Origin of the sequence: Serratia sp. CY82433 (assembly GCF_052166535.1) — a bacterium.
GTDB lineage: Bacteria > Pseudomonadota > Gammaproteobacteria > Enterobacterales > Enterobacteriaceae > Serratia > Serratia sarumanii.
Genome location: NZ_JBJNOR010000001.1, coordinates 345,208 through 358,494, shown reverse-complemented (window position 1 = coordinate 358,494; position 13,287 = coordinate 345,208). Strand labels below are relative to the sequence as shown.

General features: G+C 63.4%; 12 protein-coding genes. 6 read left to right on the top strand and 6 right to left on the bottom strand.

The genetic code is table 11. The annotated features are described in order from the left end of the window. Positions 1–13: 13 nt before the first annotated feature. The 4 genes from ACJ8PI_RS01780 to ACJ8PI_RS01765 form a co-directional block, all read right to left on the bottom strand. Positions 14–994 (bottom strand): MBL fold metallo-hydrolase, encoded by a 981-nt coding sequence (locus ACJ8PI_RS01780; protein ID WP_047568879.1) that lies wholly within the window; start codon positions 992–994, stop codon positions 14–16. A gap of 22 nt (positions 995–1,016) precedes the next feature. Then, entirely contained in the window at positions 1,017–2,447 is a 1,431-nt protein-coding gene (gene phrB, locus ACJ8PI_RS01775) for a deoxyribodipyrimidine photo-lyase (protein WP_060429646.1), read from the bottom strand. Positions 2,448–2,462: 15 nt separating this feature from the next. Further along, complete coding sequence (locus ACJ8PI_RS01770) at positions 2,463–3,419, bottom strand: YbgA family protein (protein WP_033647169.1); 957 nt, start codon at positions 3,417–3,419, stop codon at positions 2,463–2,465. 140 nt (positions 3,420–3,559) lie between these two features. Continuing rightward, on the bottom strand, positions 3,560–3,769 hold the full coding sequence (locus ACJ8PI_RS01765; RefSeq protein WP_004939916.1) for a YbfA family protein: 210 nt from the start codon (positions 3,767–3,769) through the stop codon (positions 3,560–3,562). Between the two features lie 441 nt (positions 3,770–4,210). Here ACJ8PI_RS01765 and ACJ8PI_RS01760 point away from each other — a divergent pair, with 441 nt between their 5' ends. From ACJ8PI_RS01760 to kdpE, 6 genes are all read left to right on the top strand, one after another. Continuing rightward, a complete protein-coding gene (locus ACJ8PI_RS01760; protein ID WP_016928742.1) occupies positions 4,211–4,300 on the top strand; it encodes a K(+)-transporting ATPase subunit F in 90 nt (29 codons plus the stop codon). Beyond that, positions 4,300–5,988: a potassium-transporting ATPase subunit KdpA gene (gene kdpA / locus ACJ8PI_RS01755; protein ID WP_033655172.1), complete on the top strand. Its 1,689-nt coding sequence runs from the start codon at positions 4,300–4,302 to the stop codon at positions 5,986–5,988. Before ACJ8PI_RS01760 ends, kdpA begins: the two co-directional genes overlap by 1 nt. A gap of 26 nt (positions 5,989–6,014) precedes the next feature. Beyond that, positions 6,015–8,090, top strand: a complete 2,076-nt coding sequence (kdpB, locus tag ACJ8PI_RS01750) for a potassium-transporting ATPase subunit KdpB (RefSeq protein ID WP_164134422.1) — start codon at positions 6,015–6,017, stop codon at positions 8,088–8,090. An 18-nt stretch (positions 8,091–8,108) separates the two neighbouring features. Further along, entirely contained in the window at positions 8,109–8,678 is a 570-nt protein-coding gene (gene kdpC, locus ACJ8PI_RS01745; RefSeq protein ID WP_041033885.1) for a potassium-transporting ATPase subunit KdpC, read from the top strand. Between the two features lie 73 nt (positions 8,679–8,751). Continuing rightward, complete coding sequence (gene kdpD, locus ACJ8PI_RS01740) at positions 8,752–11,448, top strand: two-component system sensor histidine kinase KdpD (RefSeq protein ID WP_041033883.1); 2,697 nt, start codon at positions 8,752–8,754, stop codon at positions 11,446–11,448. A 16-nt stretch (positions 11,449–11,464) separates the two neighbouring features. Then, positions 11,465–12,154, top strand: coding sequence for a two-component system response regulator KdpE (gene kdpE / locus ACJ8PI_RS01735; RefSeq protein WP_033637458.1), 690 nt, complete (start codon positions 11,465–11,467; stop codon positions 12,152–12,154). Between the two features lie 27 nt (positions 12,155–12,181). Here kdpE and ACJ8PI_RS01730 read toward each other — a convergent pair whose 3' ends face one another. Together ACJ8PI_RS01730 and ACJ8PI_RS01725 are read right to left on the bottom strand one after the other, a co-directional pair. Beyond that, positions 12,182–12,481: a DUF3861 domain-containing protein gene (locus tag ACJ8PI_RS01730; protein ID WP_033655173.1), complete on the bottom strand. Its 300-nt coding sequence runs from the start codon at positions 12,479–12,481 to the stop codon at positions 12,182–12,184. Next, positions 12,481–13,128, bottom strand: coding sequence for a PadR family transcriptional regulator (locus tag ACJ8PI_RS01725; protein WP_164134423.1), 648 nt, complete (start codon positions 13,126–13,128; stop codon positions 12,481–12,483). Before ACJ8PI_RS01725 ends, ACJ8PI_RS01730 begins: the two co-directional genes overlap by 1 nt. Between the last annotated feature and the right edge of the window lie 159 nt (positions 13,129–13,287).

Genomic DNA, 13,287 nt, shown 5'->3' with positions numbered 1-13,287 from the left:
TCTCTCTTCATAGTCAAAATGTCTGCCGGTCGCCCTGCGCCATCAGGATGAATTTCACCCCCAGATCGTTGCCCTGCGCCAGCTGTTGCGCAATGGCGGCGCGCGCATCTTCGCCCTGCTTCAGGCTGGGCTTGATGTGGCTGATCACCACCGGCAAACCGTTCAGCGAGCCATCGCCGCCGCTGTACTGCGTCAGGTTCTTCAGCTCCTTCAGCAGCCAGGCCGGCGTCAAATGGCCGTACAGATGTTTATCCTCCACCCCATTAGGGTAAGAGGTTTCGATAATCATGCCCTTGAGCTTCTTCTGCTCGACAAGCGGCCCCAGCGCGCGCCAGACGGTATCGAGATCGCGCGACTGCTCCACCTTATCCGGCCCGGTATCGCCGAAGTAGGCGAAGAACTCGTTGCCGTTGGAAATCAGCAGCATCGACGACGGATAGCGATCGTGGCTGAGCGGGTACATCACGCCGGTCAATCCGGTCAGGCCGAGGGTAAACCGCTGCTGCGGCCGCACCGTTTGCAGCCGGTAGGTGCCCAGCCGCGAGCCGTTGCCGGCGTCGGTAAAGTTCGGCCACGCCTTCCAGTTGAAGTAGTGATTACGTAGGGTCAGCACGGTGTCCGCCTGGGCGTAAACGGTTTTTTTATTGTCCTCGGGTGAGCCGAGGATCAGCCCCGCCACGTGGTCCAGGTGGCCGTGGCTGATAAAGTAGCTGCCGATCAACTGCCGGAACACATAGCCCTGCGGCGTGTAAGGCGCGGCCAGCTCGGGCGTCACCTGCGGGAAGCTGCCCTTCTCCAGCCCTTTGGCGATGCCCGGCAGCAGCGAACCGGCGTCCAGCGCCACATACCGCGGCTGATTGTCGCTGCGGATCAGGTAGGAAGTCAGGTTGCCGTCGCTGACGCCGCCGTCGACGCCCAGCGCCACCACGTCAAAGCCGGCGATCGCCAGCGCCGAATAGCCGCTCAGGCACAGGGCCAGCACCTTTTTCATCATTGCATCGCTCCTTGCAGTTGCCTCAAGACTCTCCCCGTTTTGCCGCCTCGAACGCCGCCAGCGTCTCCAGCCGGGCTTGCTTATGATCGACGATCGGCAGCGGGTAGTTCAGCGTGCATCGCTGCTTTTCCGCCCAGCGATGGGGATGATGGATGTCATTGTCGGGCACATCCGCCAGTTCCGGCAACCATTTACGGATAAAAGTGCCTTGTGGATCAAAACGTTCACCCTGAGTCGTCGGGTTGAAGATGCGGAAATACGGCGCGGCGTCGGTGCCGGTGGATGCCGCCCACTGCCAGCCGCCGTTGTTGGCCGCCAGATCCCCATCCAGCAGTTGCGACATGAAATAGCGCTCCCCGGCACGCCAGTCGATCAACAGATCCTTCACCAGAAAACTGGCGCTGATCATGCGCAGCCGGTTGTGCATCCAGCCGGTGGCGTTCAGCTGGCGCATAGCGGCATCGACGATCGGGTAGCCTGTCTCGCCCCGCTGCCAGGCGTGCAGCTTCGCCGCGTCATCGCACCAGCGCACCTTGTCCGTCCAGGCAATAAACGGCCGATGGCGGCACAGATCGGGATAGGCCACCAGCAGATGGCGATAGAACTCACGCCAAATCAGCTCGTTGAGCCAGGCGAAGGCACCGCTTTCGCGATCTTCCAGCAGCTGCGGGCATTCGGCGCGCAGGCGGTTGAAGCACTGGCGCGGCGACAGCACGCCGATCGCCAGATAGGGCGACAGGCTACTGGTGCCGGCGAGGGCCGGCAGATCGCGCTGCCGGAGGTAATCCTGCACCTGCTCGCGGCAAAAAGCGCGCAGCCGCTGCAACGCGGCCTCCTCACCAACGGGATAGCCATCCCCAGTCTCCGCCGTAGGGTAATCGAACGCCGCCGGCGCTTCAGGCGCAGGCAACGCGCCACCGGCGCGAGTCTTCGGCGCCGGCAGGCAGCTCACGTCGGACTCGGTCAGGCGTTGAAGAAAAGCGTTGCGAAACGGCGTATAGATCTTGTACATCTCGCCGCCGCCGGTGAGTACGCTGCCCGGCGGCAGCAGCAGGCTGTCATCGAAACCGTGACACCTCACCCGGCCACTCAACCGCTGTTCCAGCCGCGCATCGCGCCGCCGTTCGTTCAGTTCGTACTGGCGATTGTAAAACAGCGCATCCACCTGCTCTCGCTCGCAATAGTCCGCCAGCCAGTCGATCGACGCGGCAAAGTCCGCACAGGAATGGCAATGCAGCGCAATGCCCTTGTGCGCCAGCGCCTGCTGCACCGCCCGCAGGCTGGCGTGGATCAGCGCCGCCTGCCGCGGCGCCATCTCATGTTGCCGCCACTGCTGCGGCGTGGCGATAAACACCGCCAGCACCCGGGCTTCGGGATCGCTGCAGGCGGCGTGCAGGGCTTTGTTGTCGGTGATACGCAGATCGTTACGCAACCAGACCAGATGCGTGGTCATAAAACTCCTTGTCAATCAATGGCCGTAACGCAAACGCAGCGCCTCCGGATAAGGTTCGAAATAGCGTTGTTCCGCCAGATAGCGATCGGGGTATTCCGCCATGTAATGCTTGAGCAGCGCGATCGGCGCCAACAGCGGCTGCATGCCCTGCCGGTAGCGGTCGATCAGGTGCGCCAGCTCCTGGCGCTGCGCCGTACTGAGCTGACGGCGGAAGTAGCCCTGCACGTGCATCAACACGTTGGTGTGGTTGCGCCGCGTTGCTTTGTGCGCCAACAGCGCCATCAGGCGGCTGCGGTATTCCACGGCGAAGGCCTCCAGCGAATCCCAGCGGTGAATATCGGCGACGAAGCGCCCCAATTCGCGATACGCCGGCTGCGAATGCGCCAGCAGCGACAGCTTGTAGCGGCTGTGAAACGCGATCAGCCCGCCGCGGGTCAGCCCCTGGCGCCACAGCATGTTCAACTCGTACAGCGCGTACACCCGCTCGATAAAGTTTTCCCGCAGTGCCGCATCCTGCAATCGTCCGTCTTCTTCCACCGGCAGCCACGGCATCTGGCGCAGCAGTTCCGCGGTAAACAGCCCGACGCCGTTTTTACGTGAGTCCTTGCCGTTTTCGCTGTAGACCCGCACCCGCTCCAGGCCGCAGCTCGGTGACTTGGCGCAGACGATATAGCCGCACAGATGCTGCAAGGCCGCCACGCGCTGCGCGGAGAAGCCGCGCATCTCCTCGGTCAGATCCACGCCGGCGTCGTTGCTGTAGCGCATCGCCGGCCACGGCTGCGCCTGCTTCACCAGGCGCAGCGCCGGGCGTGGTGTAGGCAGGCCGATCGCCATTTCCGGGCAAACGGGCTCAAAGCGCACATAGGGCGCCAACTGTTCCACCGCAAAGGCCAGCCGTTTGTGGCCGCCGTCGAAACGCACCGCGTCGCCCAGTAAACAGGCGCTGATGCCGATAGGGATCTTGTCGCTCATACCGCTCTCCCGTGTTGTTGACCGATGAGGAAAGTGTAGAAGAATGGCTTGCCGAATACGACCTTGCGCTTGATAGAGCCGGCTATAGGCATAAAAAAACCCTCGCCGCAGGGCGAGGGTTTTCGTGAATCGGCAGTGGCTCAGTAGAAATCGCAGGACGCCAGTTCCGCCTGCTGCAGCCAGACCGGCTTATCGCTGGTTTTTGACCAGACGCGGTGCAGGTAGCTGTAAAAACGCCCGCGATCGCTGCGGAACAGCATCACCGGCAGGGCCAAAATGCCCGCGATAACCACTGCGCTGCGGCGCAGGAGAATCCGATGCAGTGAATAAGCGTGATAGGTCGTAGACATGCGAACCTCCTTAAAAACGCCTGCCGTTGATTTGTCAGGGAAAACGGCGTCGGCGTATCAAATGAACAATCGGTAATTTGGTAACTGGACAAAATTTTAGCGCACTTGATGAAAGTTTACTACTCATCCGACCACTAAATCGCACAAAAAATCGCTAACCGCCGCCGCGATCCGTAATTTTGTTACAGCAAGGTTAATTTTTAACTTACCATGAGTTACATTGTGGTTATTATCTGGTTCATTATTTCCCGCTTACGCCTGTTCTCCCTCCCCCATCAGGGACAATCTCGCCACCGGCCTGATGATTGAAATGCTAAATTTTCGCTGAAATTTCAGCCATTTTTATACTTTTTTTACACCCGCCCGCGCGATTTTTTCATCTTCTTTCTACCCCTCTCCCTACACTGCTTCTATCAAAAACAACACCTCTGGAGGTGTCCCGTGAGTTTCAGCGTTATTGGTGGTGCGCTGTTGGTTCTGCTGCTGTTGGCCTATCTGGTCTACGCCCTGTTTAACGCGGAGGATTTCTGATGGCGGCTTCAGCCTTTTTACTGATCGCCAGCTTCCTGCTGGTGCTTCTGCTGCTGGCCCGGCCGCTGGGCGGCTTTATGGCGCGCCTGATCGAAGGTGAGCCGCTGCCTGCGCTACGCGGGGTGGAAGCCGGCGTCTGGCGCGCCTGCGGCATCCGCGTCACCGAGATGAACTGGTGGCAGTACGCGCTGGCAATACTGGCGTTCAACCTGCTCGGCCTGGCGCTGCTGTTTGCCCTGCTGATGACACAGGGCTCGCTGCCGCTCAACCCGCAAGGCTTCCCGGGCCTCTCCTGGGATCTGGCGCTCAACACCGCCGTCAGCTTCGTCACCAACACCAACTGGCAGGCCTACAGCGGCGAAAGCGCCCTCAGCTATTTAAGCCAGATGGCCGGGCTGGCGGTGCAGAACTTCGTCTCCGCCTCTACCGGCATCGCCGTGGCCTTTGCGCTGATCCGCGCCTTTACCCGCCGCGCCGGCAAGACCGTCGGCAACGCCTGGGCCGATCTGTTCCGCATCACGCTGTATGTGCTGCTGCCGATCGCGCTGCTGATCGCCCTGTTCTTCGTCAGCCAGGGCACGCTGCAAAACTTCCTGCCTTACCTGCACGTCACCACGCTCGAAGGCGCGCAGCAGACGCTGCCGATGGGGCCGGTGGCCTCGCAGGAAGCGATCAAGATGCTCGGCACCAACGGCGGCGGCTTCTTCGGCGCCAACTCGGCGCACCCGTTCGAGAACCCAACCGTGCTGACCAACTTCGTGCAGATGCTGGCCATCTTCCTGATCCCCTGCGCGCTGTGCTTCTCCTTCGGCCAGTTGGCCGGTGAAAACCGCCAGGGCCATGCGCTGATCTGGGCGATGGCGCTGATCTTCGTGGCGGCGGTGGTGGCGGTGATGGTCGCCGAGCTGGCAGGCAACCCGCACCTGAGCGCGCTGGGCGCCGACAGCAACATCAATATGGAAGGCAAAGAGTCGCGCTTCGGCATTCTCGCCACCAGCCTGTTCTCGGTAGTCACCACCGCCGCGTCCTGCGGGGCGGTCAACGCCATGCACGACTCCTTCACCGCGCTGGGCGGCATGGTGCCGATGTGGCTGATGCAGATCGGCGAAGTGGTGTTCGGCGGCGTCGGCTCCGGCCTGTACGGCATGCTGCTGTTCGTGCTGCTGACGGTGTTTATCGCCGGTCTGATGATCGGCCGCACCCCGGAATATCTGGGCAAGAAGATCGACGTTTACGACATGAAGATGACCGCGCTGGCGATCCTGGTCACGCCGACGCTGGTGCTGCTGGGCAGCGCGCTGGCCATCGGCACCGACGCGGGCCGCGCCGGCATCCTCAACCCGGGCGCCCACGGCTTCAGCGAAGTGCTGTACGCCCTGTCCTCCGCCGCCAACAACAACGGCAGCGCCTTCGCCGGATTGAGCGTCAATACGCCGTTCTACAACCTGCTGCTGGCCTTCGCCATGTTCGTCGGCCGCTTCGGGGTGATCCTGCCGGTGCTGGCGATCGCCGGCTCGCTGAGCGCCAAGCAACGCCAGCCGGCGGGCAACGGCACCCTGCCGACCTATGGGCCGCTGTTTATCGGCCTGCTGATCGGCACCGTGCTGCTGGTGGGCGCGCTGACCTTCGTGCCGGCGCTGGCGCTGGGCCCGGTGGCCGAGCATTTGCAGCTTTGGTTGGCAAACTAATCGACGTCACAGAGAGAGAATAAGAGATGACTCGCAAACAACGCGCGCTGTTTGAACCGGCTCTGGTGCGCACCGCGCTGATCGATGCGGTGAAAAAACTGGACCCTCGCGTTCAATGGCGCAACCCGGTGATGTTCGTGGTGTATATCGGCAGCATTCTGACCACCGCCATCTGGCTGGCGATCCTCACCGGCCAAACCGACGGCGCCGCCGCCTTCACCGGCAGCGTCGCCCTGTGGCTGTGGTTCACCGTGCTGTTCGCCAACTTCGCCGAGGCGCTGGCCGAAGGGCGCAGCAAGGCCCAGGCGGAAAGCCTGAAGGGCACCAAGAAAACCAGCTGGGCGAAAAAGCTGGCCGGCCCGCGCCGCGACGGCGCCACGGAGAAAGTGGCCGCCGAGAGCCTGCGCAAAGGCGATATCGTGCTGGTGGAAGCCGGCGATACCATCCCGTGCGACGGCGAAGTGCTGGAAGGCGGCGCCTCGGTGGATGAAAGCGCCATCACCGGCGAATCCGCGCCGGTGATCCGCGAGTCCGGCGGCGACTTCTCCTCGGTCACCGGCGGCACCCGAGTGCTGTCCGACTGGCTGGTGGTGCAGTGCAGCGTCAACCCGGGGGAAACCTTCCTCGATCGCATGATCGCCATGGTGGAAGGCGCCAAACGCCGCAAAACGCCGAACGAGATCGCGCTGACTATCCTGCTGGTGGCGCTGACCATCGTGTTCGTTCTGGCCACCGCCACCCTGTTCCCGTTCTCGCAATACAGCGTGGAAGCGGCCGGCAGCGGCAGCGGCAGCGTGGTCACCATCACCGTGCTGGTCGCGCTGCTGGTCTGCCTGATCCCCACCACTATCGGCGGCCTGCTGTCCGCCATCGGCGTGGCCGGGATGAGCCGCATGCTCGGTGCCAACGTGATCGCCACCAGCGGCCGCGCGGTGGAAGCCGCCGGCGACGTGGACGTGCTGCTGCTGGATAAAACCGGCACCATCACGCTGGGCAACCGCCAGGCTTCGGAGTTCCTGCCGGCGCCGGGCGTGAAAGAGCAAGAGCTGGCGGACGCCGCGCAGCTGGCCTCGCTGGCGGACGAAACGCCGGAAGGCCGCAGCATCGTGGTGCTGGCCAAACAGCGCTTCAACCTGCGCGAACGCGATCTGCAGGCGCTGAACGCCACCTTCGTGCCCTTCTCCGCCCAGACCCGCATGAGCGGCGTCAACGTGCAGGAGCGCATGATCCGCAAAGGCGCGGTGGACGCCATTCGCCGCCACGTCGAAACCAATCAGGGCCACTTCCCGCGGGCGGTGGACGATCTGGTGGAAAGCGTGGCGCGCACCGGCGGCACGCCGCTGGTGGTGGCGGAAGGCGCCCGGGTGCTGGGCGTGGTGGCGCTGAAGGATATCGTCAAGGGCGGCATCAAGGAACGCTTCAATGAGCTGCGCAAGATGGGCATCAAAACGGTGATGATCACCGGCGATAACCCGCTGACCGCGGCGGCGATCGCCGCCGAAGCCGGGGTGGACGATTTCCTGTCGGAAGCCACGCCGGAAGCCAAGCTGGCGCTGATCCGCCAGTATCAGGGAGAAGGCCGTTTGGTGGCGATGACCGGCGACGGCACCAACGACGCCCCGGCGCTGGCGCAGGCCGATGTGGCGGTGGCGATGAACTCCGGCACCCAGGCTGCCAAAGAGGCGGGCAACATGGTCGATCTGGATTCCAACCCGACCAAGCTGATCGAAGTGGTGCATATCGGCAAACAGATGCTGATGACGCGCGGCTCGCTGACCACCTTCAGCATCGCCAACGACGTGGCCAAATACTTCGCCATCATTCCGGCGGCGTTCGCGGCCACCTACCCGCAGCTGAACGCGCTGAACGTGATGCACCTGCACTCCCCCGCCTCCGCCATCATGTCGGCGGTGATCTTCAACGCCCTGGTGATCGTGTTCCTGATCCCGCTGGCGCTGAAAGGGGTGAGCTATAAACCGATGAGCGCCGCGGCCCTGCTGCGCCGCAACCTGTGGCTGTACGGGGTCGGCGGTCTGCTGGTGCCGTTCGTCGGCATCAAATTGATCGACCTGATCCTGGTCGCGCTGCACGTCGCCGGTTAACCATTGAGGGAAATGAACATGACTTATTTACGACCTGCGCTGGTGATGCTGATTTTGCTGACGCTGATCACCGGCATCGCCTATCCGCTGCTGACCACCGGGCTGGCGCAGCTGCTGTTTCCGGCCGCGGCCAACGGCTCGCTGCTGTACCAAGGCGACAAGGCGGTGGGCTCAGCACTGATCGGCCAGAACTTTATGCGCGCCGACTATTTCTGGGGCCGCCCGTCGGCCACCGGCGATTCGGCCTATAATCCACAGGCCTCCGCCGGCAGCAACCTGGCGGCCACCAACCCGGCGCTGGATAAGGCTATCGCCGAACGCGCAGCGCAGCTGCGCCAGGCCAACCCGGCAATGAGCGGCCCGATCCCGGTCGATCTGCTGACCGCCTCCGGCAGCGGGTTGGATCCGCAGATCTCGATCGCCGCCGCGCAATATCAGCTGGCGCGGGTCGCGGCGGCGCGTCATCTGCCGCCGGAACAGGTCGCCAAACTGATCGACGACAATACCGATCGGGCCACGCCCAACTTCATGGGGGAATCGGTGGTCAACGTGCTGAAGCTGAACCTGGCGCTGGATGCGTTGAAGTAACGCGCCGTATTCAGCATAGTGATAGGGTTCGGCATGCCGAACCCCTTTTTGCTTGGTAACACAAGGAATTGTCATGGTCGAAGAAGAGCAGCAGCGCCCCGATCCCGATAGCCTGCTGGCGCTGGCCAATGAAAAGCCGCGCGGCCGGTTGAAGGTATTCTTCGGCGCCTGCGCCGGCGTGGGCAAAACCTACGCCATGCTGCAGGAGGCCCAGCGTTTGCGCGCTCAGGGGCTGGACGTGCTGGTCGGCGTGGTGGAAACCCACGGCCGCAGCGAGACCGCCGCCCTGCTCGACGGCCTGTCGCTGCTGCCGCAAAAACGCATCCAGCATCGCGGCCGGCTGGTGCATGAATTCGATCTCGACGCCGCGCTGGCGCGCCACCCGGCGCTGGTGCTGATGGACGAACTGGCGCACAGCAACGCCCAGGGTTCGCGCCACCCCAAACGCTGGCAGGATGTGGAAGAGCTGCTGGACGCCGGCATCGACGTGCTGACTACCGTCAACGTGCAGCATCTGGAAAGCCTGAACGACGTCGTGGGCGGCGTGACCGGCGTGCGGGTGCGCGAAACGGTGCCCGACCACGTGTTTGACGAAGCCGCCGAAGTGGTGCTGGTCGATCTGCCGCCGGACGATCTGCGCCGGCGGCTGCACGAAGGCAAAGTGTATATTCCCGGTCAGGCCGAGCGCGCCATCGAGCACTTCTTTCGCAAAGGCAACCTGATCGCCCTGCGCGAGCTGGCGCTGCGCCGCACCGCCGATCGGGTCGATGATCAGATGCGCGAGTTTCGCGATACCCAGGGGCGCGAGAAAGTGTGGCACACCCGCGACAGCATTCTGCTGTGCGTCGGCCACAACAGCGGCAACGAAAAGCTGGTGCGCATCGCCGCCCGGCTGGCGGCGCGGCTCGGCTGCCACTGGCATGCGGTCTATGTGGAAACCCCCAAGCTGCACCGGCTGCCGGAAAACCAGCGCCGCGCCATTCTGCGCGCGCTGCGGCTGGCGCAGGAGCTGGGGGCAGAAACCGCCACCCTGGCCGATCCGTCCGAAGAGCGCGCGGTGCTGCGCTACGCCCGCGAGCATAACCTCGGCAAAATCATCATCGGCCGCCGCAGCGAACAGCGCTGGAAGCTGCGCGGCAGCTTCGCCGATCGCCTCGGCCGACTGGGCCCGGATCTCGATCTGGTGATCGTGGCGCTGGAGAACGACGCCGCGCAGCCGCCGCCGGGCAAGGAGCACGACGGCCGCAGCTTCAATGAGAAATGGCGCATGCAGCTGCGCGGCTGCGCGGTGGCGGTGGCGCTGTGCGCGCTGATCACCCTGCTCTCGCAGTGGCTGCTGCCGGGCTTCGATCAGGCCAACCTGGTGATGATCTATCTGCTCGGCGTGGCGATCGTCGCGCTGTTCTTCGGCCGCTGGCCGTCGGTGCTGGCGGCGGTGATCAACGTCGCCAGCTTCGATCTGTTCTTCGTCCAGCCCGAATGGTCGTTCGCCGTCAGCGATATGCAGTATCTGCTGACCTTCGGCGTGATGCTCGCCGTCGGCATCATCATCGGCAACCTGACCGCCGGGGTGCGTTATCAGGCCCGAGTGGCGCGCTACCGCGAGCAGCGGGCGCGTCACCTGTACGAAATGTCGCGCGGGCTGAGCCGCGCGCTGACCGTGGCCGACATCGCCAACACCAGCCGCCACTTCCTCTCCAGCAGTTTCCAGGCGAAAACCGTGCTGCTGCTGCCGCAGGAAGACGGCCGCCTGCAACAGATGGTTGGCGAGGAAGGCGGGCTGCTGTCGGTAGATGAAGCCATCGCGCGCTGGAGCTTCGACAAAGGCCTGCCGGCAGGTGCCGGCACCGACACCCTGCCCGGCGTGCCTTACCAGCTGCTGCCGCTCAATACCCCCAAGCAGACCTTCGGCCTGCTGGCGATCGAGCCCAACAACCTGCGCCAGCTGATGGTGCCGGAACAGCAGCGGCTGCTGCAGACCTTCGCGGTGCTGATCGCCAGCGCGCTGGAGCGGCTGCACCTGGCGCGCAGCGCCGAAGAAGCCAAGCTGGACGCCGAGCGCGAACAGCTGCGCAACTCGCTGCTGGCGGCGCTGTCGCACGATCTGCGCACGCCGCTGACCGTGCTGTTCGGCCAGGCGGAAATCCTCACGCTGGACCTGGCGGCCGAAGGCTCCAATCACGCCACCCAGGCCAGCCAGATCCGCCAGCAGGTGCTGAGCACCACCCGGCTGGTGAACAACCTGCTGGATATGGCGCGCATCCAGTCCGGCGGTTTCAGCCTGCGGAAAGAGTGGCAGTCGCTGGAAGAGATCGTCGGCGCCTCGCTGCACATGCTGGAGCCGCTGCTCAGCCAGCATCCGATCGTGGTCAAGCTGCCGCCGGAACAGATCCTGGTCAACTGCGACGGCAGCCTGCTGGAACGGGTGTTCACCAACCTGTTGGAAAACGCCAATAAATACGCCGGCGCCGAGGCCACCATCGGCATTCGCGCCCGCACGCTGCCCGAGTGGCTGGAAGTCGAGGTCTGGGATAACGGCCCCGGCATCCCCGCCGATCAGCTGCAGCTGATTTTCGACAAGTTTTCACGCGGCAATAAAGAGTCGGCGATCCCCGGCGTCGGCTTGGGGTTAGCGATTTGCCGTGCCATTATTGAAGTGCATGATGGCCGCATCTGGGCGGAAAACGGCGCCAACGGCGGCGCCAGCTTCCGCTTCGTGCTGCCGCTGGAAAAACCGCCCGAGATCGACGGTGACGCCTTCGATCTGTAATCAACGCAGGGGAAACGTGAGCATAACGCCAACCAACATTCTGATTGTTGAAGATGAAAAAGAGATCCGCCGCTTCGTGCGCACCGCGCTGGAGAGCGAAGGCCTGCGGGTGTTTGAAAGTGAAACGCTGCAGCGCGGGCTGATTGAAGCCGGCACGCGCAAACCGGATCTGATCATCCTTGATTTGGGGTTGCCGGATGGCGACGGGCTGAGCTACATCCGCGATCTGCGGCAGTGGAGCGCCATTCCGGTGATCGTGCTGTCGGCGCGCAACGCCGAGGAGGACAAGATCGCCGCGCTGGACGCCGGCGCCGACGACTACCTCAGCAAGCCGTTCGGCATCGGCGAGCTGCTGGCGCGGGTGCGGGTCGCGCTGCGCCGCCACTCCGCCAGCCAGCAGGAAAGCCCGCTGGTGAGTTTTTCAGCGATCACCGTCGATCTGGTGAATCGCCGGGTGCTGCGCAACGACGAAGACCTGCACCTGACGCCGATCGAGTTTCGCCTGCTGGCGGAACTGCTGGCCAACGCCGGCAAGGTGATCACCCAACGTCAGCTGTTGAGCCACGTCTGGGGGCCGAACTACGTGGAGCACAGCCACTACCTGCGCATCTACATGGGCCATCTGCGGCAGAAGCTGGAAGCCGATCCGGCCCGGCCCAAACACCTGCTGACCGAAACCGGCGTCGGCTACCGCTTCATGCCTTAACCCCGGCGGGCGCGGTGTGCCGCGCCTTTACGCCGCCGGGCCTTTCTTCAATCCGACCATAAATTCCTTAAACGCATCGCGCAGCGGAGCGAACACCGGGTGTTTGCGGTTTTCGATCATCACTTCGGAGAACAGCTTCAAGCCTACGGCGAAGGCCGCGCTCTGCTCGGGGCCGAAGTTCAGATCGTCACGCGCCCGGATGCGCTCGACGATCTCGAGAATATCGTCGTGGTTGGTCACTTCAAAACTCAGCGGCGCTTTCTCGACGGGATTGCCCTGGCGATCGCTCAGGGCTTCAACGGTAATAGTAAAACGGTGGCCGGGCATCAGTTCTTCTCCTGCTGCGTGGGTTGAATATGCATTTCGCTTTCGATCGCCGCCACGGCGGTCAGCAACGCGGCGTTGATGCGCTCCACCTGCTGCGGCGTAAGATCGGCGCGCATCACGTTGCCGCGCAGCAGGCTGCGCAGGCGGTTCATGGCGTCGTAGATGCCTTCCGCCAGGTTGCCGTGCCGATGATGCTCGCGGCCGGCGCCCGCCAGGCGCGCCAGAATGACGTCAACCGCCTGTTGATGCTTTTGCAGCTCGCCCTCGCCCGCCGCGGTGATGCGGTAGCTTTTGCGGCCGTTGCCGGTGGTGAGCGGCTCAAGGAAATCCTGCTCTTCCAGCAGCGTCAGCGTGGGGTAAATCACCCCCGGGCTCGGCACATACAGGCCAGAAGAGGCCTCCTCAATCGCCTTGATCAGCTCATAGCCGTGGCTGGGCTTGCGCGCCACCAGCGCCAGCAACACCAGGCGCAGATCGCCGTGTTCGAACAGACGATGACGCCCGCCCCGGCCGCCGCGCCCACCCCGGCCGTGCTCTTCGCCGTCGCCGCCGAAATGATGGCGCCCGCCGCGATGACGGCGGCCCTCTTCACATTCATGATGGTGATGGTGATGGTGATGCCGGTGTAAACCTAATCGATGAAACATAGGGTGATACCTCGCTTTAACAGTGAACATCAATACGAGGTTGTTTAGATATATCTAAACAGCGTCGATAACGCTAATCTAGATCGATATATCTAAATGCGCAAGCGCGCACCGATAAAAAGATATATCTAAATTTCAGGCATAAAAAAAGCGCTGTAA

Bases quoted from the DNA above. Each gene is read 5' to 3' on its own strand.
- ACJ8PI_RS01780 (WP_047568879.1), bottom strand. From the start codon at position 994: ATGATGAAAAAGGTGCTGGCCCTGTGCCTGAGCGGCTATTCGGCGCTG.
- phrB (WP_060429646.1), bottom strand. From the start codon at position 2,447: ATGACCACGCATCTGGTCTGGTTGCGTAACGATCTGCGTATCACCGAC.
- ACJ8PI_RS01770 (WP_033647169.1), bottom strand. From the start codon at position 3,419: ATGAGCGACAAGATCCCTATCGGCATCAGCGCCTGTTTACTGGGCGAC.
- ACJ8PI_RS01765 (WP_004939916.1), bottom strand. From the start codon at position 3,769: ATGTCTACGACCTATCACGCTTATTCACTGCATCGGATTCTCCTGCGC.
- kdpA (WP_033655172.1), top strand. From the start codon at position 4,300: ATGGCGGCTTCAGCCTTTTTACTGATCGCCAGCTTCCTGCTGGTGCTT.
- kdpB (WP_164134422.1), top strand. From the start codon at position 6,015: ATGACTCGCAAACAACGCGCGCTGTTTGAACCGGCTCTGGTGCGCACC.
- kdpC (WP_041033885.1), top strand. From the start codon at position 8,109: ATGACTTATTTACGACCTGCGCTGGTGATGCTGATTTTGCTGACGCTG.
- kdpD (WP_041033883.1), top strand. From the start codon at position 8,752: ATGGTCGAAGAAGAGCAGCAGCGCCCCGATCCCGATAGCCTGCTGGCG.
- ACJ8PI_RS01730 (WP_033655173.1), bottom strand. From the start codon at position 12,481: ATGCCCGGCCACCGTTTTACTATTACCGTTGAAGCCCTGAGCGATCGC.
- ACJ8PI_RS01725 (WP_164134423.1), bottom strand. From the start codon at position 13,128: ATGTTTCATCGATTAGGTTTACACCGGCATCACCATCACCATCACCAT.